The 20,828-nt window shown below is 41.2% G+C and carries 12 protein-coding genes and 1 pseudogene; 10 read left to right on the top strand and 3 right to left on the bottom strand.

Features of this window, described 5'->3' with window-relative positions; translation table 11 throughout:
• Window positions 1–194 precede the first annotated feature (194 nt).
• The 5 genes from KJS63_RS16010 (at window position 195) to KJS63_RS15990 (ending at window position 6,886) form a co-directional block, all read left to right on the top strand.
• Window positions 195–365, top strand: a complete 171-nt coding sequence (locus tag KJS63_RS16010; protein WP_213619996.1) for a hypothetical protein — start codon at window positions 195–197, stop codon at window positions 363–365.
• 98 nt (window positions 366–463) lie between these two features.
• Window positions 464–4,123: an invasin domain 3-containing protein gene (locus tag KJS63_RS16005; protein ID WP_213619995.1), complete on the top strand. Its 3,660-nt coding sequence runs from the start codon at window positions 464–466 to the stop codon at window positions 4,121–4,123.
• 509 nt (window positions 4,124–4,632) lie between these two features.
• The gene (locus KJS63_RS16000) at window positions 4,633–6,036 is read left to right on the top strand and encodes an MATE family efflux transporter (protein ID WP_213619994.1); all 1,404 of its coding nucleotides are present in this window, start codon (window positions 4,633–4,635) and stop codon (window positions 6,034–6,036) included.
• 321 nt (window positions 6,037–6,357) lie between these two features.
• Complete coding sequence (locus KJS63_RS15995; RefSeq protein WP_213619993.1) at window positions 6,358–6,675, top strand: DUF6442 family protein; 318 nt, start codon at window positions 6,358–6,360, stop codon at window positions 6,673–6,675.
• Between the two features lies 1 nt (window position 6,676).
• Entirely contained in the window at window positions 6,677–6,886 is a 210-nt protein-coding gene (locus KJS63_RS15990) for a helix-turn-helix transcriptional regulator (protein ID WP_213619992.1), read from the top strand.
• 232 nt (window positions 6,887–7,118) lie between these two features.
• On the opposite strand, the gene KJS63_RS15980 is transcribed toward KJS63_RS15990, so the two are convergent.
• The 3 genes and pseudogenes from KJS63_RS15980 to KJS63_RS15970 all read right to left on the bottom strand — a co-directional run bounded on the left by KJS63_RS15980 (window position 7,119) and on the right by KJS63_RS15970 (window position 9,452).
• Complete coding sequence (locus tag KJS63_RS15980; protein ID WP_213619991.1) at window positions 7,119–7,847, bottom strand: suppressor of fused domain protein; 729 nt, start codon at window positions 7,845–7,847, stop codon at window positions 7,119–7,121.
• Window positions 7,801–8,289: a hypothetical protein gene (locus tag KJS63_RS15975; protein WP_213619990.1), complete on the bottom strand. Its 489-nt coding sequence runs from the start codon at window positions 8,287–8,289 to the stop codon at window positions 7,801–7,803. The genes KJS63_RS15980 and KJS63_RS15975 overlap by 47 nt, the downstream gene beginning before the upstream one ends.
• Before the next feature lie 271 nt (window positions 8,290–8,560).
• A pseudogene (locus KJS63_RS15970) lies at window positions 8,561–9,452 on the bottom strand (DUF2268 domain-containing putative Zn-dependent protease).
• Between the two features lie 224 nt (window positions 9,453–9,676).
• Between KJS63_RS15970 and KJS63_RS15965 the strand changes: the two are divergent.
• The 5 genes from KJS63_RS15965 to KJS63_RS15945 all read left to right on the top strand — a co-directional run bounded on the left by KJS63_RS15965 (window position 9,677) and on the right by KJS63_RS15945 (window position 20,827).
• Window positions 9,677–11,146, top strand: a complete 1,470-nt coding sequence (locus KJS63_RS15965; protein WP_213619989.1) for a type I restriction-modification system subunit M — start codon at window positions 9,677–9,679, stop codon at window positions 11,144–11,146.
• Window positions 11,139–12,284, top strand: a complete 1,146-nt coding sequence (locus tag KJS63_RS15960; RefSeq protein WP_213619988.1) for a restriction endonuclease subunit S — start codon at window positions 11,139–11,141, stop codon at window positions 12,282–12,284. Before KJS63_RS15965 ends, KJS63_RS15960 begins: the two co-directional genes overlap by 8 nt.
• 31 nt (window positions 12,285–12,315) lie before the next feature.
• Window positions 12,316–15,663 carry a DEAD/DEAH box helicase family protein gene (locus KJS63_RS15955; protein WP_213619987.1) on the top strand — a complete coding sequence of 1,116 codons (3,348 nt, stop codon included), beginning with the start codon at window positions 12,316–12,318 and terminating at the stop codon, window positions 15,661–15,663.
• A gap of 270 nt (window positions 15,664–15,933) precedes the next feature.
• The gene (locus KJS63_RS15950) at window positions 15,934–18,504 is read left to right on the top strand and encodes an ATP-binding protein (protein WP_213619986.1); all 2,571 of its coding nucleotides are present in this window, start codon (window positions 15,934–15,936) and stop codon (window positions 18,502–18,504) included.
• The gene (locus KJS63_RS15945; protein ID WP_213619985.1) at window positions 18,494–20,827 is read left to right on the top strand and encodes a hypothetical protein; all 2,334 of its coding nucleotides are present in this window, start codon (window positions 18,494–18,496) and stop codon (window positions 20,825–20,827) included. The genes KJS63_RS15950 and KJS63_RS15945 overlap by 11 nt, the downstream gene beginning before the upstream one ends.
• The last annotated feature ends 1 nt before the right edge of the window (window position 20,828 follow it).

Here is a 20,828-nt window from a genome sequence, read left to right as displayed (position 1 = left end):
GTAATGCAATGGCTGGTCTTGTTACAGATGGAAAATGGAATTTTGTGGTACGAAGTACCTGAAATATAGCTTGCAGACGAGGTTTGAAACGAAAAATACTCCATTGTAGGTATGGAGGTAGAGAAGGCTTTTGGATTATTTTAAATGGCATGAGTTCGTAATTTTCGGATGGTAGGGAGGGTTGAAATAGGAAGATGGAAAATGGTCTGATTGCGCTGGTTAGTGTCCTTCTACTAGGCATAGTGATCTATGCCAAGCTGTGGTGGGACGGGAGTACAATGAGCTTTCGATTTACCAAATGGTACTTTGGTCTGTTTTTGCTTGGGGCGCTGATTGTTGGGGGCTATTTCTATATTACTGCTTGATGCCTTGATGAGCAGAGGCGAGATCAGCAGGATATCACTTCAGGCCTTACGCCAAGCAATTTAGTATCGGAGAACAAGGATGGAGGATTGGAATATTAATGAGAAGTTTTAAAAGAAGCAGGCGATGGATGTCCATTGCTCTTGTGATTGCCCTTATATTCGGCACGATAAACAGCGCTGCTCTTGCGGCAGACGCGGCCCTGCTGGATCAGGAGCAGGCCCAGAAAAACGGAAATGTCTGGGTGAATAAAGACTATCCGCGTTCTCAGACCTTTACACCTGCCGTTGCGGGTAATTTGGATAAAATAGAATTATATATATCTGGTTCATTAGGTACCCCAGGGGCTATTCGTGTAGATCTGTATAGGGAAGGAGATTCGACCCTTCTTGCACAAGGACAGTCGGTTTCGGGGTACCCTGATTACAGTTGGGTGACGGTCGACTTCTCCGGGACACCGCCTTACTTGAAGAAGGATACGATGTATAAAATGGTCGTGTCCACAGAGAACGGAACTCCTTCTGGCTGGGGCTGGTACGGTAGTAGTGGCGATGTTTACAAAAGAGGGAGCAGCGAAGGGGAGGGTTATGATTTTGCTTTCCGAACGTACATGATTGCCGATCATTCCGTTTCCGAGATAGAAAGTGAAATCATGACAGCTTCCAGCCTTGTGGCAGATGGCTCAAGCCAGACACCGATTACGGTAAAGCTGAGGGATGTTCAGGGCAATGAGATCACAAGTGGAGGAGAAACGGTGGCGGTCACCTCGACACTAGGGACGGTTGGTCCTGTGACCGACAACGGGGACGGCACGTATACGGCCACGCTGACGGCGCCAACGGCAGTAGGGACAGCAACGGTGAGTGCAAGTGTTGGCGGCAAGCCGCTGACGAGGACGGCTGCGGTACAGCTGGTAGCCGGAGCCCCGTCGGCAGAGACGAGTACAGTAGAAACGGCAGCAGCGGTGCTGCCTGCGGATGGAACGCGTCAAACCGTGGTAACGGTGAAGCTGCGAGACGCATACGGCAATGAACTGAAGACCGGAGGGGCCGCGATAGCGATTACCTCGACGTCAGGGACAGTGAGTCCTGTAACGGACAATGGGGACGGCACTTACACGGCGAGGCTGACGGCGCCAACGGAGGTTGGGACAGCGACGGTGAGCGCAAGTGTTGGCGGTACGCCTCTAGCGTCTACCGCCAGTGTCCAGTTCGTGGTTGGAGCCCCGTCGAAGGAGACGAGCACGATTGAAGCGGCAGATGCAACGCTTCCTGCTGATGGAACGAGTCACACGGAGATCACCGTGAGGTTGAAGGATGCGCAGGGTAGGGCGTTGACAAGTGGCGGAGCCTTTGTATTCATCGATTCGACATTAGGTGAAGTCACCGAAGTGAGAGATAACGAGGACGGCACGTATACGGCGAGACTGACGGCACCAACGGAGGTTGGGACAGCAGAGGTGAGAGCATTTGTCAATGAGAGACCGCTGACCGCCACGACTTTTGTGGAGTTCCTTCCAGGGGAAGTTAGCGCAACTCACTCGACCCTTACCGCAAGCGATCTCGTTGTGCGGGCGGATGGAAGCAGCAATGCGCAAATCCTTGTAACGCTGAAGGATGACTATGACCATCCCCTTGCCGGGAAGAAGGTGAAGCTTGAAGCCAGCGGTGGACAGTCTTACATTGAAGCCGTGTCTGCTATTACCGATGAGAATGGGACAGCCAAGTTCTTGGTGATTAATACAGCTGCAGAGGAAGTAACTTATACTGCCAAGGACGAGATCAGCGGGACTTCGATTGATCAATCGGTAAAGATTACATTTACCTACGATCAGCCACCTACGATTGGACTAATCCAGGACCCAATCATGCCAACCTTTGAAAGCGTGAGCATCACTGTAACAGCTTTGGCCTATGGACAACTGAACAAGGTTGCCGTCGTGAAGTGGGCGCCGGGCAATCAGCAGGTATCGTATTTTGAGAAGGAAGGTACGGTATTTACAGACCGGTTTACCGTTGAGAAGAACGGGGTCTATTCTATCTATGCGGCAGATACGGCGGGTAACGCCAATGTCCGGGTAATTGAGATTAGTAATATTATTCCCAAGAGTATCAATAACAACTTAAGCGGCTGGCAGGTTACGGGCGTGGGGGGAACGCTTGGTTTTAATTTTGATCCGGAGAGGACGAGTTATTCTATAGCCGCCAATTCTGCGGTGAATGGATTGAAAATGCTGCTGACCTCCGTAGACAGTCACGCTGTGATCTATGTCAACGAGTCGGAGATCAAGAGCGGCGTGGTCACAGATGTATATTCTCTGGTCACGGGCACTAACACCTTTGTAATCCGTGTCAAAGCACAGGATGGTTCGATGAAGACATATAAGCTTCTAGTCGTTCGTTCCAGTCCAACCCCGAATCCAGATCCGGGTAGTTCTTCAGGTTCGTCTGGAGCGGGGGCTTCAAGTCCTTCAAGTCCTTCGAGTCCTACCAATTCGGCAAGCAAGCCGGAAGACGACGATTCATTGAAGGTACGTGTGAACGGGACTGAAATTTCAGGAATCGCCAAGCTGGCGAAGGACGCGAACGGAGCGAAGTACATCGATATTGAATTGAAGCTGGATGCGCTGAGAAAAGTGCTGGATTCACTGCCCGCTGCGCAGAATGCGACTTTAGCAGTTTCGGTGGAAAAGAACGCCGATCGGACCGTGCTGCGGGTTCCCGGTGAGGTTGTTGGACTCCTAAGCGGAAAGTCCGCAACCGTAATATTGACAACCTCTCACGGTCAATACCGGCTGCCTTTGGCTGAAGTCGTCAAGCCGGATTCGGTCTGGCCCAAAGATGCCGAACTCCAGCTGTCGATGGAGCGTGGTGAGCTTGCGTCCCTAACTGGACTACAGGCTGCAGCGAGTAAGAGCGGGCTTAAATTAGTGTCAGACCCGATAGGGGGGCGTGTCTATGTGGCTCGTCAAGGTGAGAAGAAGGAGATCACCTCGTTCGGCCAGTATGTTGAACAGATTATGTATTTGCCGGATGCTTCTGCCAAAGCGGCCTCAACCGTTGTAATGTGGGATGGCAAGGAGCAGGGCCTGCGTCCCGTGCCAACGAAATTTGCTAAAGTTGACGGGAAGCCGGCTGCCGTTGTTCGTAGTCTTACGAATAGCGCGTATGTCCTGGTCTCCAAGCCAGCCCAGCTAACAGATCTACAAGGGCACTGGGCAGCGGATGAAATTCGTGATATGAACAGCAGACTGATCGTTCAAGGCATCGATGACACCCGGTTCGCCCCGGAAGCCGCAATTACCCGTGCCGAGCTGGCTACTCTGTTATCCAGAGCGCTTGGTTTGCCAGAAGGCGGCGGAGAGTCATCCCAGTTCCGCGATGTAAGTCCATCAAGCTGGTACAGCGGAGCTGTTGCAGCAGTTCACGCACACCACATCATGGATGGGATGAGTGATGGCGCCTTTGCTCCGAATCAGAAGGTATCGCGGCAGGAAGCAATCGTGACGATCATCCGGGCACTTCAGTTCACCGGAGCCGCTCCGTCTGGCAGCAGCGCTGGGGAGGGTGTGAACCTATCCGCCTATTCGGATGGTGGCGAGGTCAGCGAGTGGGCCAAGGCCGCGATAGCCACGGCTATCCAGCAAGGCCTGGTGAAGGGCTACGGCAAGGAGCTGCGTCCACAGAAATTGCTGACGCGAGCTGAGACGAGTGTCCTTTTGTACCGGATGCTGGAGAAGTCGGGAATGATCGGGAAATAAGGAGCTATATAAAATGAACTTATAAGGTTACCCTTTTGGGGCGCTGCGATACCGAGTGTTTCTACGACCACGGTTGTCTCCAAAACGCTTGAACTAGATAGCCAATGGGGCATTTCGGAGACAAAGGCGGACGCTCCGCTTCTTCAGAATCACTCGGGATCGAAGCTCAGATCGGTGAATTCTAAAGTTCGTTTGATATAACTTAAAAAATGAGCAAATGAGACGAGCCATTGGGGGGCTCGTCTTTTTTAATGGGGCTGCATATTTATTCGCAGGGATATCAGAGTCTTTGGCGATGAAGTATGAAGCAGGTTTAATCAGAGTGATGAGAACCAGGGCTGGTATTATACCAGCTTAGTTGAGAGTCTAGGGTATGACTTGAGATGTTAACCAAACTACAGAAGTAGTGTGAATTAGTTGCGTTAGGAGAAACTTGTCATAGAGGGCCCATCCTAGGAGAAATACATGTTATAATAAATCGACGTGGTTGACAACATACGGAAAAAGAGATGATTTTCTTGGGTACCATAGCTCCAATATATAAACAAAAGACAAATGCTTTTTTGAATAAGCATTTTACGGGCAGCAAGCTTGATTACAAGCAAATTATCGGGATTATTGTCCCGATATTTGTGGATCAAGCTTTTATTATTTTAATGAGCTTGATTAATACGGCGATGATTGCCTCCTCAGGTGTGGCTGCGGTGAGTGCGGTGAGTATGGTGGACTCGCTGAATATATTTTTGATCAATGTCTTTGTCGCAGTGGCGACCGGAGGAACCGTCATTGTGGCGCAGTACAAGGGCAGCGGGAACCAGAACATGGTGTCCAAAGCAGCATCGCAGGCGATCTCGGCAGTGGCTATTTTGGCCGTGATGTTAGGAATTGTCGTTATCGCCTTTCACACCTCGGTATTGAATGTATTATTCGGACAAGCTGATGCGGAAGTGTTCCAGAATGCGCGGGTCTATTTGATCGGCAGCTGCATATCGTACCCTTTTATCGCTATTTTTCAGGCTGTAGCGGGTGCGCTGCGGGGGATGGCCGAAACGAAGGCCTGCCTCGGGCTGTCGCTTATTATGAATTTGACTTATCTGGGTCTGAACATCCTGCTGATCAGTGTGCTGCATATGGGCGTGATGGGGCTTGTCATTTCCGTGATCACGGCCCGGGTGCTCGGGATGATCATCTCACTGGTCTATATCATCAAAATGAACCAGTCCCTGCAATATCGCCTGCGGCACGCGCTGCAGCTGGACTGGTCCATTCTCAAAAAAATTATGGTTATCGGTGTGCCGTTTGCGGCGGAGCAAATGTTCTTTAATGGCGGCAAGCTCTTAACCCAGACCTTTATCGTGCAGCTCGGAACGCTGGCGATCACCGTGAATGCCATCAGTGGTTCGATTGCCATGCTGTTCCAGATTGGCGGCAGCGCGCTGAGCATTGCCGTGGTAACTGTGGTGGGGCAGTGTATCGGCAACGGCAGCATCCCGGATGCACGCAAATTCATCAGGTCGTTCATCGGGCTGTCCACCGCAATTTTCATTGTGTTGACTGCCATCATTTTGCCGTTATTCCCGTACATTATCAAACTGTTCTCGCCGCCGGCCGAGATTGTACCCGATATCTTCGACTTGATGGTTCTCATATCCGTGACGCAGCCGCTCCTTTGGTCCATCAGCTTCATTATCCCCGCGGCACTGCGCGCGGCCGGCGACTCGAACTTTACTTCGGTGACATCTTTGCTGAGTATGTGGGTGCTGCGGGTTATTTTGGGATACGTTCTGGCGATCCCATTCCATCTTGGCATCATGGGCGTATGGATCGCCATGGTTACCGAGTGGGGCGTACGCGGTTCCATCTTCGGGTTGCGTTTCCGTGGGGATAAATGGTATCGGCGTAAGCTGATCTAAGACATTCGGAGTTGAATCTTACTGATTAATGCTGATATCGTGGCAAAAAGTAATCATCCCAAAGGCTTGATAATAAAAAATCTGGTTTATAAGTAACAATGCTCAGAGAATAATCTCTGGGCATTGTTTTGTTGGGGGAGGTTGTCTAAAACAGTCCACAATTGCGGATGATCTCAGCTGTTCCAAGTAATGTGGCTTCAACGTTGGTCTAGTTTTCCAGGAAAATTTTGTGAACCGTATTGCCAAGTAAACTTTGCATGTTATAATAAACGTGACAAGTTTTCTTGGCATCGTTTTATTAATCTGAGGGGAGTCCTTTTTATGAAAAAGGAAGAGATCTTAGAAAAAAGCAGAAATGAAAAACGGGATGAAGGCAAGGAATATGTCTTTGATAAAGGCAGGAAAAGTGGTTTTTTCGGTATGTTGTTTGTCTTTTGCATTTTAGCCGTTTTCAATTTGTATACTAGTCGTCAGGAAACAAACTCTGCATTAATAGCCGTGATGTTTGGATATCTGGGTTGTGAAGGTCTGGGCATGTACTCTGTAACTAAAAAGAAATTGCATTTATTAAATTTCATTGCAGGAAGTATTATAGGAATTTCTTTTTTAGTGGTATACCTTTATAGGGTGAGTAGCTAATATGAGTGAACAATTGGTTTTGAAAAATAGACTCCGCGAGGCAAGAACTGAGCAAGAACTATCTCAGGCCCAGTTGGCGGAAATGGTGGGTGTTTCGAGGAATACAATTAGTTCTATTGAAACAGGGCAGTTTAATCCTACGGCAAAATTAGCTTTAATTTTATGTATTGCTTTGGATAAAAAGTTTGAGGAACTGTTTTATTTTGATTAGGGCGCTAATTTATCATAGCGAGTCGCCAGACGGCGGTATTTTTTTACTTTATTGAGGAAACATTCTACTAAGTGTCGTTCTTTGTAGATGTCCCGATCATATTTCGGGGCACTCGGAGGTTTTTCTTACGCGGAATCACGGAGACGGCCCGTTGTTCTTCCAAAAAGGCCCGGATTAATAGCGTAAAGTCATTTCGTAACCTTTTAATCTCGCTCTTTTTAGTCAGCTATTTTTATCCCTGTTTACACGTATTCAACCTATTAATTTCAACAATATCATTTATATTATATTCATCAAACTTTTCAAGAAGGGCCCCAAAGCCTTTGGATAGCTGATATTCCATTTCTTCTTGATATATTGGACAAACAACCAAAAATTGTATTGTTTTATCTTTACTTAACATTAACGAGCTAAATCCTTCATCTTCGCGAATTGGAGGTAATAATAACATACCAGTAAAATCATTGTTATTTGCAATGGGTTCAGGAGGATCCCCATTAGGTATAGTATCTCCATAACAAAACCAAGTGTCTCTTTCATTCGGAAACTTGCCAAGTTTCCTTAGCCAACCAAATGGCCAATAATCTTTAAAATCTATAATATCCTCTATAGCCACAGGCCATGATGGTGGAAGATACATGATGAGTTCTGTATATTCCCAATTTTTATTATCTTCTGAAACTTGTGCAGGTAATGAGCTCATTCCTGACGGTATAATAGTATGAAAGTCTCTTTGGTCGTTTGCTTGAAAAATGATTAAGTTTATATTTAGACTTTCTGAAATAGTCTCTATATTTATTAAATCTGGTTCACCAATGTATTTTTTATAATGTTCTAATAGTTGATTATTTATATCCAAAGTTCTCATTCCTCTTATAAGCAGTCTCTTTGTATTAAAGTCAACGTATAGGCTGTTAGAATACCAATAGGCTTCCTTGGGGCCATCTACCTTTCCAACCACAAGGTATATGTCCTGAATTATATATTTCCAACAATTCTGTATGAAAACCAGGTTTTACATACGCGCTATAGGCATATTCCATCATTGCAGTAAGAAAATCCCATTCAACGCTTTCATATATACAATTGTTTAACTTATTTCTTTCGATAAACGTAGAAATATTTTTAAGGACTCCGTCCTTAAGTAATAATTTTGCCTCCATAGTAACTTTATTCCACTGTCTGTATTCTTCTCGCCAGTTCTCATGTAAAGTCGAGGTTAATTGATTTCTTATTTGAAGTCTGACATTATCCCAAGTAGAATTAACCTTTTTTTCAACATCAATCCAGTTTCGCACTTGCGTAACATTAACTTTAATTGTTGCATTAATAGCATCCCCACAGTTACTGAAAAAGTCAATTTTTGATATTTTATCTTCATAAAAATCCTTTACTTCATTCATTGTTTTCTCCTCAGTTTAGTTTTATTTTTTGAAACAAATATTTATAGATAGAATTTATTTGCCCTGGTATTTTTGGTATTGGATCATCATCTGGCAAGCCATATTTTAACCGTTGATTTCTAGCTTTTTCAACCACTTCTAAAGTTTATTCTCTAGACCAATAGTAGCGCACTTGTTGGTATAGAACGTCAAAAGAGCGGAATGACCATTCATATGGTTGTACCGTCTTTTTGTTGAATTTTTAGGCATTGTTTTTGTTGAGGGATGTTATTTAAAACAGTCTACAATTGCGGATGATCTCTTCTGTACCTAGTAATGTGGCTTCATTGATTCTGACGTTATTAATTTGCATAAAAGACTGCACCGCTCTGTATCCAACCGCATAACCTGCGAACGGGGATAAACCAACAGGCTGGTAGCCTTGCTCTTTGGCAATGGTGTCGCCGAACAAATAGCTGCTGACTTCTGCAAATCCTTTAACATCTAATGCATTCTTAATGACTTCTGTGGAGTATTGTAAATTCTCGTCATCAAAGGAAGTAACCCACGGACCTAACAAGTCTTCCCCATATAATTCCCTAGCGAATGATTCGGCTAAGCCCTCAAGATCAAATAGTCACCCACCGTAACGTGCCATGATCCCAATTGAAATAAGAGAAGCGGATGTTATGATGGAATTCGTGAGCAATGACGGCGGGGATTTTCGGGATATTATAATCATTAGGATAGATGGTAACCTGAATGAACCCCGGAATTCCCCCAAACCCGCAGTAGCCTTTCTGTAATTCCAGTTTGTGTGGATCGGCGATATACAGGCCTAATTTTAATTCTTCTGCATTAATTCGAAGTTCATTGTTGCTCATGTAGTCCACACATTCTCGCAAAGTTTCCTGTGCAGTTCTTAAGGCTTGGATTTCTTTTAACTGCTGAAGAGCTTGTAATCCTGTATCAGTAGCATTCACATCCAAAAATCCAAGCATTTTCGCGGCCATGATGACATCATAGCCTCCGGGTTGTTTGGCTTTAAGAGGGACGTTAATGGTGTGCCACATCTTCTCGAATGGGGTCATCATGGTGTACCGAAAAAAGTCTGCTCGTTCTGTTTCTGCTATAGAGTAGAGTTTATCGTATTGCTCGATTGTGTTTTGGATTGAGAGTTTCAAAGAGATCACCTATCTGAATATTTATCATGGATAGGTATAGGGTAAGGTATGACGCAGCGTGAAGGTCAACGGGTTAATTTATGGCTAGAATTAAGATATTATTCCCTCAATATGCCTTTGAAAATATCTACTTTTGTCAGATACTGTCTCTACAATGTTGTATAATAATATAGAACTAGAATTTAGATCTAATGAACTGTTTTTGAAAATGGAGGAAGTCACGAATGCTTACAGGAGAAGTCCGCAACAAGGTTGATAAAATATGGTCAGATATGTGGGCGGGCGGAATTACCAACCCATTAACCGTTATAGAACAACTAACCTACTTGATGTTTATCCGTTCTCTCGACGAAAAAGAAGAGGCGAATGAGAATTTTGAATCCTTAGGTGGTGCAGCAATACAGAAGATTTTCCCGCAGGATGAAGAAGGGCAAGCCATGCGTTGGAATAAGTTTAAAACGAAAGATCCCCGTATCATATACGATATTGTCAGCACGAGAGTGTTCCCATTTATTAAAACATTGAATGGAGCCAACACTACGGCCTTCTCGCGATATATGCAGGATGCTATGTTCCTGGTTCCAACCCCTCAGATATTGCAAAAGATGATCACAGGCTTAGACGAGCTGTACGAACATGATATTAAAGATTTGGACATGCAAGGTGACCTTTATGAGTATATGCTGGGTAAATTGGCTACTGCCGGACAAAATGGCCAGTTCCGTACTCCAAAACATATCCGCGATATGATGGTGCGTCTGCTTGCCCCAACACCAGATGATAAGATCTGTGACCCGGCTTGTGGCACAGCGGGGTTCCTTGTCTCTTCTGCTGAGTATATCAGAGAGAAATACGAGTCTGAAATGACGAGCGAGCAGTGGGAGCATTTTGCAGGGGAAATGTTCGCAGGCTTTGATACCGATAGAACGATGTTGCGTCTTTCGGCGATGAATCTGATGCTTCATTCCATAAACCAACCGCATATTGATTATGTGGACAGTGTATCTAAGCAAAATAATACAGCTTCCGCCTATGATATTGTGCTTGCCAATCCTCCGTTTACCGGAACAGTGGATGCTGAGAGCATTCACGATAACCTGAAGACCGTGACGGATACGAAGAAGACGGAGCTTTTATTTGTGGCACTCTTCTTGCGGATTCTGCGTAAAGGCGGACGGTGCGCTTGTATTGTGCCGGATGGCGTGTTGTTTGGATCTACTAAGGCACATAAATCTTTGCGAAAAGAATTGGTAGAGAACCATCAGCTTCAGGCTGTCATTTCCATGCCAAGTGGGGTGTTTAAACCGTATGCGGGTGTTAGCACAGCGGTGCTTATTTTTACAAAAACGGATGCAGGCGGTACGGATAAAGTATGGTTCTACGATATGAAAGCAGATGGATATTCCTTGGATGATAAGCGTTCCCCTGTTGCGTCCAATGATATCCCTGACATACTTGCCAGGTTCCATAACCTTGAAGGTGAGGCTGATCGCCAGCCTACCGAGCAGAGCTTCCTGGTGGATAAGTCTGCAATTGAAGCGAATGACTATGATCTGTCGATTAATCGTTATAAGGAAGTTGTCTATGAAAAAGTGGAGTATGATGCTCCTGCGGTGATTATGGACCGACTGGATCAACTGAACCTTGATATTGCCGCTAAGATGGCAGAGTTGAGGGGGGTTATTGGTGAGTAAGTGGGAAAAAGTGAAGTTGATGGATATATGTGATTTGAATATGGGGCAGTCACCCGAATCTTCGAGTTACAATCAAGAAGGAGAGGGCATTCCATTTTATCAAGGTAATGCAGATTTTGGAGATTTGCACCCTAAAACAAGGTATTTTTGCAATAAACCTACTAAAATAGCAAAAAGAGATGACCTATTACTTTCTGTGCGAGCGCCTATTGGAGCATTAAATATTGCCACAGAAACTTGTTGCATTGGTCGTGGCCTTGCAGCTCTAACTCCAAGAGGGGATTTATTAGATACAAAGTTTCTGTATTATGTTTTAAAACTGAAGCACACTGAATTGAATCTAAAAGGAACTGGTAGCACATTTAAAGCTATAAATAAACAAAGTCTTAGTGAAATCTTATGTCCTCTCCCGCCATTAGAAACACAAAAGAAAATTGCCAAGACCTTAGACACCGCCGCAGAACTGCTTGCCATGCACAAACAGCAACTTGCGGAGCTGGATAAGCTTGTTAAATCCACTTTTTACGATTTATTCGGTGATCCTGTTGCCAATGAAAAGGGATGGAACATTGGAATAATAAAGGATTTAGCTTTGAAAATCCAATACGGAACAAGTGAGAAGGCTTCTACAGAAAAATTGTCATATCCAATATTAAGAATGAACAATTTAACATACGAAGGTAATATGGACTTTTCAGATATGAAGTATATTGATTTAAGTGAAAAAGATCTAGAAAAATATCTTGTTCATAAAGGAGAAATGTTGTTTAACCGAACAAACAGTAAAGAGCTTGTCGGAAAAACAGCTGTTTTCAGAGAAGTTAGGCCAATGGCCTATGCTGGATATTTGGTTCGATTAGTACCTAATGATAAGGCGAATTGCGAATTTATATCTGCATATCTTAATTCATCATATGGAAAAAAACTGCTATTCAAGATGGCTAAAAATATCGTTGGAATGGCAAACATTAATGCAAAAGAGTTAGGTAATATCAAAATTTACATTCCACCAATTGAACTCCAATCCCAATTCGCGACCATCGTCACCCAAATCGAAGAACAAAAATCCCTCGTCAAGAAGGCGATCAACGAGACGCAGTACCTATTCGACAGCCTAATGAGCGAGTATTTTGAATAACGAGCAATTACTTTAACTTGAGGTGAAGCTAATGACAGCAAATTTCGAGTTTTTACAAGGACAATCAGAATATGCGTTGTTTGCCAATGCTTGTATTGAAGCGGAGCGAGTACTTGCTACCGCTCCCGCCATGGCGGCGGTGGGAAGCCGGAAGGCCTTTGAGCTTGCGGTTAAATGGGTTTACGCTGCCGACAACACCATCACCATGCCCTACAAGGACAACTTACAGTCATTAATTCACGAACCTACATTCAAATTCGCAATGGAGAACCAGACTTGGAGCAAGCTACCCTATATCATCAAGCTGGGGAACCTTGCGGTACATACCGACAAAGCAATTAGCCGAAGTGATGCTGTTTTATCTCTTGCTGCCTTATTTGAATTTGTGCAGTGGATTGATTATTGCTATGGTGCTAACTATGAAGAGAGGCATTTTGCTGAAGCTAACATCCCAGCCGAAAAAGTTATTCTCGACGAAGCCAAGATCAAGGAGAAAGATAGCTTAATCGAGCAAAAGGATTCCGAAATTGAGGCCCTGCGTGCCAAAATCGCAGCCATGAGTGATCGGCTCACTGCTGAGAAAACGCAGCATCAGGAAGAGCGTCATTTTACCCCTGAGGATATCTCGGAGTTCCAGACTCGCAAAAAGTATATCGATGTAGATCTGAAATTGCTCGGCTGGATCTTCGGGGATGATGTGCGGGAAGAAGTAGAAGTATACGGAATGCCTAATCATGAGGAGAAAGGTTACGTCGATTATGTGCTATACGGCAAAGACGGACTTCCCCTTGCCATCATCGAAGCGAAACGAACCTCTAAAGACCCGAAGATCGGTAGCCATCAGGCCAAGCTATATGCGGATTGCTTGGAGAGAATGACCGGCAGAAGACCCATGATGTTCATCACCAATGGTTTTGAAACCGAACTGTGGGATGACATCACCTCTCCACAGCGCAAGGTAAGCAGTATTTTCTCCAAGGCTGATCTGGAGAAGCTGATGAACCGCCGGAACGAACGTAAAGTATTAGCAGAAGTAGTCATAGATGACAATATCACAGACCGTTACTACCAGAAGGAAGCCATTCGAGCGGTATGCGACAATATTACAACAGGTCATAGACGGTCACTGCTTGTCATGGCAACAGGTACGGGGAAGACCAGAACGGCATCAAGTTTAACCGATGTTTTATCCCGTGGCGGATATGTCACGAACACGTTATTTTTAGCTGATAGAACAGCACTAGTTAAACAGGCAAAAGATGATTTCAAGAATTACCTGCCGGATATGTCTTTGTGTAACTTGTTGAGTAATAAGGATGATAAGACGGCCCGAATTGTTTTTTCGACCTACCCAACGATGCTTAATGCTATTGATAAGGCGAAGAGCGATGATGGCAAGCGCTTGTTTACCCCTGCCCATTTTGATCTGATTATAGTGGATGAAGCGCATAGAAGTATTTTCAAGAAATATCGTACGATATTTGAGTATTTTGACGGCATCATTGTGGGTCTAACAGCAACTCCAAAGATGGAGGTTGACCGCAATACCTACGATTTCTTCGAGATGGAGAGCGGTGTGCCAACCTATGTCTATCCTTATGAAACGGCAGTAGAGGTCGACAAAGTGTTGGTGCCTTACCATAACATTGAAACTACAACGAAATTCCTAGAGCAGGGGATCACGTATGATGATCTTTCCGCTGAAGATAAGGCACGTTACGAGGAAGATTTCACGGATGAGGATGGAGCAATGCCTGATTTTATTCCATCTCCTGCGGTGAATGAATTTATTTTTAACGAACCTACCGTGGATCGGGTGTTGGAAGATTTAATGACCAAGGGTATTAAGGTCGCAGGCGGGGATAGGCTGGGGAAGACGATTATCTTTGCGCAAAATAAAAAACACGCCGACTTTATTGTTAAGCGCTTTAATAAGCTGTATCCGCAGTATAACGGTGCTTTTGCCAAACGAATCATCTCAGAAGACAATTATGCTCAAAGTACCATCGATGAATTTAAGGTTGCTGAAAAGGTACCACATATTGCGGTCTCGGTGGATATGCTGGATACGGGCATTGATGTGCCGGAGATCGTGAATTTGGTGTTCTTCAAGCGTATTCGCTCGAAGACGAAGTTCTGGCAAATGATCGGCCGGGGGACAAGGCTCTGCAAGAACCTGTTTGGAGAAGGAGAAGATAAGACAGGTTTTGTGATTTTTGATTATCTCGGGAACTTTGAGTTCTTCCGTCAGCACAAGGAAGGCATGCCCGGCAATGAGACTCAAAGCCTATCCGAAGCGATCTTCGCGAAAAGGGTTCGATTGATTCATCATCTGCAGCAGTCCGTTTTTATTGAAGAACCCTACCAAATGATCCGTACAGTTCTAATAGGAACGATCTTACAGCAGATAATAGCTCTAAATACAGAGCTGGTCTCTGTGCGGCTGCAACTGCAATATATTGAGAATTATAACCATGCTGCTGCTTTCGTTTGTTTGTCAGATGAAGATAAGCATAACCTAATCAAATACCTCGCACCTATTGTTTATATGGATGATACAGATGAGCATGCCAAACGATTTGATAATTTCATGTATGGGTTGATGATCGCTCAGATTGAGGGATCTACACAATTCAATAAGGGCAAGAATCAACTGATAGATGTTGCTACTAGGCTATTAAAACGTGCTACCATTCCTCAGATCAAAGAAAAGTTGGTTTTTATCAATACGATCGGAACGGATGAGTTCTGGGAGAACTCGGATGTATTGAATTTTGAGAAGGTGCGCGTGGAGCTTCGTGGTCTAGTTAAGTTAATTATAGATGAGGGTGGGAAGAATCCGATCTATACGAGGTTGGCTGATGAAGTCCTGACCGTCAAAGAGGGAGCGGCCATGCATGCGGCCTATGAGTTTGAGGATTATAAGCTGAAGGTCAATCGCTATATTGAGAAGAACCGCGACTCTCTTGTCATTCATAAGCTTCGCAATAACATTCCGCTAACGGCTCTCGATTACGAGAGCTTGGAGAGAATTTTTACAGGGGAACTTGGTACAGCGGAAGACTATCAGCGGGAATTCCAAGATACGCCGTTCGGCCTGCTGGTACGCAGAATTGCCAAGCTGGAATATGAAGCGGCAATGGTTGCCTTCTCCGAATTTATCAATGATCAGTCTCTCAGCCAGGCGCAAATCGTATTTGTGAAGAAGGTTATTGATTATATTGTGCAGAACGGCTACATCGACAATGTATCTGAACTCATCAAGCCACCTTTTGATAAACCTCAGAGTTTCGTTAAGTTGTTCGATGGTACTAAGCAAAGAAAGCTTGTTGAGATGGTTACGCAGATTAAGGAGAATGCGGTAAGGACCTTGGGTTAATGAAGCCGATCTCCTAAACATCGATAACCATATTAAAGTAAAAGATAATGATTAAATTTCTTTTTTAGTTAGGGCATACTATATCGGTGCGGCGCTATATAAGAATTAGATATATATTCTAAAATCATAATAACTGTCTTGAATTTAGGAGATCGGAAATTCCTTGGTTAAGGTATAACTGTGTAATTAATTCAAAATATACTGGAAGATAGATAGTATCATTTTTACATGAAAGCGGGAGCTATTTTTAACAAAAAAAGGAGATGTATTATGAAGTTTACTTTCAATTCAAGAGTAATTGAGCACCTTGGAAGCGATTTAATAACTAAGGATGAAATAGCAATTACAGAGCTTGTAAAAAACTCCTACGATGCAGAAGCAGAAGAGATACGTCTTCACTTTATAGAAAACCCAGTTACACATAACTTCGAGTCTTTTTTAAGGCCAATAGGTAATCAACTTCTAGAAAAAATAAAGAAAAAGTCGAATGATCAACAAATTGTAATAATCGAAGATAATGGGATTGGAATGAATCAAGAAGATTTACAGAATGGATTTTTCACAATAGGAACAGATATTAAAAAAAAGCAAAAGAACGAGAAGAAAATAAATTCTAGAATGCCTTTAGGTGAAAAGGGCATTGGTAGACTAGCTGCTCAAAGATTAAGTAAAGTGTTATTTATTGAAACTACTAAACTTGATATGAATTCTACCTTATTAATTATGATTGACTGGGATAGATTAATAAGCACAAATAGCAGAATAGATGAGTTGGAACTTGAGGTTCAACAATTTGAGAAATCAAGCACTAACTATACGAGATTATGGTTTGTAGGACTAAATAGTAATTTTTCACAATTTATAGATGACCGACGAGAAGAGCAACTGAGCCTGTTTGACGACTATACAAAACAGTTGAAATTAAAAGAGGAGTTATTGTCTTCTCTTAGTTTTTTATTTTCACCTTTTGATAACTATAAGACCAATAATTTTACTATCAGCGCTTTTCTAAATAACGATGAAATATCCACAGATTTTCAAAATCAAGCCATAAAAATTGCTGAATCTGAGCATCAGTTTAAGTTGATTTCTAAAAATGGAAAACTATTTTTAACACTGTCAATGAGTATTAAACCATGGTACTTAGAACGGATACATTTGAAATTATTAACCAAAGATATTTCAGCAGATTGGATTAAAGAACCTTCCTATTATCGTCATCTCTTAGAAAAGTATCAAGAAAGATTCAGTAAGAGCCTGTACATGGAATGGGATGAGCCCGAGATCAAAAAAAGATTTGAAGGAGTGGATTTAAATTATTTGAAAAAAATCACACCAATAGAAGGAAAAGTTTATTCTTTTAAAAGAGACCTAAAACTATCTGCTCTAGCAATTAAGTCAGCAAAGGAAAACTTGGAAATACCCCAAAATTATAAAATTCATAATATCAGAGCATTACTAGATAATCATAATGGCATTAGACTTTATAGAGGGAACCATAGGATAGCCAATTTAGGAAATAAAGGCGATGACTGGTTAGAACTACAACAAGCACGTACTAGAGGACAACAGTTTTATCGTTTTGAGCTAGGTAACACTATTGGTTATATTCGTATCAATGATCCTTATCAAGATTTTATTACTGAGATCAGTTCTCGCTTAGATATGAAAATGAATGAATATGCTACATCATTAACGGGATGTGTAAAAAGAATATTTAATTCATATTTCTATCAGTTTAGTCAAAGAGCATATAATATTACAAAATTAATAATAGAACAGGAAGGACTGCTTCCAGAAAACGTATTGCCGAAATTAAATGAAACAATTCATGCTACTGATAAAGTTGCTAAGGAGAGTCAAGATCACTTAAATGAATTCTTGAATTTATTAAGTGATACATTAAAGACATCTAAAAATATATTTAATTCTAATACTCTCCAACACCTTTCCATTGTTGGTGAAAAAGTAAAGACATCTCTTGATAGTACTATATCTCAGTTGAATGAATCAAAATCTATAGTTAAACAAATAGAAAATGAATACAAGAAAATAGAATTAGAATCCTATAACAATTATAAGCTAATGGCCAATGGACTTGTTACCGAGGTATTAACTCATGAGCTACACTCATTGCTTTCTAATTTCGACTACTCTGATAGATATGAACAACATTTTAATGAATTGAAGAAGTATTTATTAGTATCTTCACGAGATTTATACACAAAGCATTTGCGTCCTTTAAACGATAGATTTGTTTTTTTCGATAAAAGAGCTAAAGAATTGAGAAGATTCTATTCATTTCTCGAGGATACATTTTTGTATAACGGTACTGCAGATGATTTTGTTATGGAGAATATGTCTAGTTTTCTGGCTGATATGAAACAGCGTGTTTCAGTTAGATTAATTGAAAACAAAATAGATTTTGATTATTCAACAATAGACATGTTTTGGGAAGTTCCGAAAGGAGTTTTAGTGCACATTTTTTATAATTTAATTGATAATTCGATATATTGGATCAGGGAACGAAAAAACAAGCAATTGTTTGATAAGAGCCTTGAGAGAATAGAGCCGGATATTATTCAATTGGAGAAGAAGGATAATGATACTATCTATTTTAGTGACTCAGGAACGGGAATTTTCCCATTTATGGAGAATACATTGTTTCAACCATTAGAATCCGGTAAGGAAAAAGGGCGAGGAATGGGATTATATATAACAAGGCAATTAATTCGATCCTTTGGAGGAGAAATAGAATTATTAAAAGATAGAAATAAACATGGGAATAGGTTTATATTTGCAATTTACCGGTATAAAAGGGAGATTGAATATGACGAGTAAATTTCATTCTTTAGTTAATTACTTAAATGCTGAATTATTTGTTTTTATTGAGAATGAATTTGAAGTTAGAGATAAGCCAGAAGAGATATTATCATGGTTAATATTGATGCCTATTCAAGATAAAAACTTATTGGTTGAAGAATTGAAAATAGTAGATTCAGTAGAATTATCTGATGAATTTAATGATATGTTTAATGAATTTTCCAAAGTTGAGATCGACGATACACAATATGAGCTAATTAATGCAGGTGAATTAGAACTTGCTTTGGAAGATTCAAAGTATGAATTCTTGTTAAACAAGATAAAATATTTGAAAGAAATACTTGAACCTATTATGGAAAAAAATTATGAACTAAAGCCGTTATTTTTGAAATATGGCTGCGGTATTTATCCATTATATTGTGATGATATACTTAGTGAAATAACTACCCCAAGAAGATCTATTCGGATATATAAATCGCTACCTGAAGTTAAGTCGTTTTTAGAACAGGTGGAAGAAAGATTAACCACAAGTCAGTTCTGTGTTTGTATTGTTGATAAAGCAATTGATAACGAGATGGAAGCGGGAGTTAACTTTGTTAGGAGTTTATTAGAGCAAAGGGATAAAAAAAGGGAAAAAGGGCACTCAGTTGTAAATATAGCGAGTGTGATTTTTACAAGTAATGAGGAAGTTTCTCAGCCAAAATCTAGAGAAGATTACTTTATAATTCAAACTAGTAAGTCAGAAATTAATAGTATGGCTAAAGGCTTAGCACTGTGTGCGTACACAGAGGTGTTCGATAAGCTAAAATATATACACCAAGAATCAATAGAGTCTGCAACGAATGTAGCGTGGACAAGAAAAGAAAACGTACGTTACTTGATTGAAATGGCAAATATAGAAGGTATTACTCCGTTTGAAGCCATTCAATATTGGTTCAAATTAAATATTGAGAATGGGATAAGTAGGAAACTTATACAGGGACAAGCAGATACACAGAATCAATATAAATATGTAATTGGTTTAACACACTTTCTTAATGAGGAATGGATTGATATTTATGAGGATGCACACTTTGAGTTAGAGACCGAATTTCAAGAATTAAATACATTTGAAATTTTCGATTACACTGTCAATTTACAACACCTTCCTCCTGCCCCGGGAGATATATTCAAAATTAATGACACCTATAGAGTATTAGTTGGACAAGATTGTGATTTTATAGTTAGACAAAAAGAAAAAGGAATACTTAGAAATGCAAAAAATGCTGATTTGTTAAAAGCTACATTTGAACATAACGGATCAGTAGATAAAATTACTCATGGAAGTAACGAAATAAAAATTAATCATTTTAAAAACAGCGATGGAAGAATAGGCAAACTTAATATTAGTTTTAATGGTCAAGAAACCAGTGACTTTTTATTGTTAGATACTTGCGCTTTTAATCAAGATGGGAACTGTGAAATATTACTCAATGAAGACTTAAGAGAAGATGTAAAGAGGTTATTACCGTCGTTTTGGCATGATTATTATAAAACAATACAACTTAAAATATTAAAGGCAAAGGAAGTAAATGATAAAGTTAAAGATTTAGAACTTTTAAAGAATAATAATAAAACTATCTTCGACTATCAAATCAATGGTAATAAAATAACGTTTCCTTTTAAACGTGTATGCAGAATAAAAAAGGAGTTTAGAGACGTAATTCTTAAGTTTTATTGGAATTATCGCGGCAGATCAGGTATAAATACTATTGGTAACACGATTGGTCAGGAGATCAATATTCCTAAATTTATTTACGGTACACCTGGGAATTTTTCAGAAAAAGAGAATTTCGGAGAATTTCAGACATATCAAGTTAAGTACTCGGCTAATCAGGAAACGATAATTGTGCTTAATTTACAAAGTTGTTTACGTCATATTCAATTTCTTCGTGATATCGAGTCTGAACAAATTGTGATAAAGGACGAATCCTATATTGATGAGAAGACGAATATTTCTTTTGAAAAGATAAAGGATGATAGTGGGGAAATTATTAGTTTGAAAATTGTTAGACCACTTGTGGTAGAGAATACGGGGAATTTTATTGTTCGGGATTACTTTAATTTCAGTGAATTGTTAACAAGAGAGCAAATTGAGAGACTCACCGTGTTAGGTAATTTTACTTTTAGTGATTTTAATAGTCAATCCCATACTATGAAAGATGAAAATATGCTGTTCATAGAGCTACCTATTCATGTTCTTCGTTCAGGGATCAGAATATTATCATTAGGAGTTGAATTTTATTTAAATAGAACCAAAATATCATGTAGAGAAATTGATATAAATCAAGTTGCAAAATAAG

This window comes from Paenibacillus sp. J22TS3 (genome assembly GCF_018403205.1).
Classification (GTDB): domain Bacteria; phylum Bacillota; class Bacilli; order Paenibacillales; family Paenibacillaceae; genus Fontibacillus; species Fontibacillus tuaregi.
This window is presented reverse-complemented; position numbering and strand designations above follow the sequence as displayed.

Bases quoted from the DNA above. Each gene is read 5' to 3' on its own strand.
- KJS63_RS16010 (WP_213619996.1), top strand. From the start codon at position 195: ATGGAAAATGGTCTGATTGCGCTGGTTAGTGTCCTTCTACTAGGCATA.
- KJS63_RS16005 (WP_213619995.1), top strand. From the start codon at position 464: ATGAGAAGTTTTAAAAGAAGCAGGCGATGGATGTCCATTGCTCTTGTG.
- KJS63_RS16000 (WP_213619994.1), top strand. From the start codon at position 4,633: ATGATTTTCTTGGGTACCATAGCTCCAATATATAAACAAAAGACAAAT.
- KJS63_RS15995 (WP_213619993.1), top strand. From the start codon at position 6,358: ATGAAAAAGGAAGAGATCTTAGAAAAAAGCAGAAATGAAAAACGGGAT.
- KJS63_RS15990 (WP_213619992.1), top strand. From the start codon at position 6,677: ATGAGTGAACAATTGGTTTTGAAAAATAGACTCCGCGAGGCAAGAACT.
- KJS63_RS15975 (WP_213619990.1), bottom strand. From the start codon at position 8,289: ATGAATGAAGTAAAGGATTTTTATGAAGATAAAATATCAAAAATTGAC.
- KJS63_RS15965 (WP_213619989.1), top strand. From the start codon at position 9,677: ATGCTTACAGGAGAAGTCCGCAACAAGGTTGATAAAATATGGTCAGAT.
- KJS63_RS15955 (WP_213619987.1), top strand. From the start codon at position 12,316: ATGACAGCAAATTTCGAGTTTTTACAAGGACAATCAGAATATGCGTTG.
- KJS63_RS15950 (WP_213619986.1), top strand. From the start codon at position 15,934: ATGAAGTTTACTTTCAATTCAAGAGTAATTGAGCACCTTGGAAGCGAT.
- KJS63_RS15945 (WP_213619985.1), top strand. From the start codon at position 18,494: ATGACGAGTAAATTTCATTCTTTAGTTAATTACTTAAATGCTGAATTA.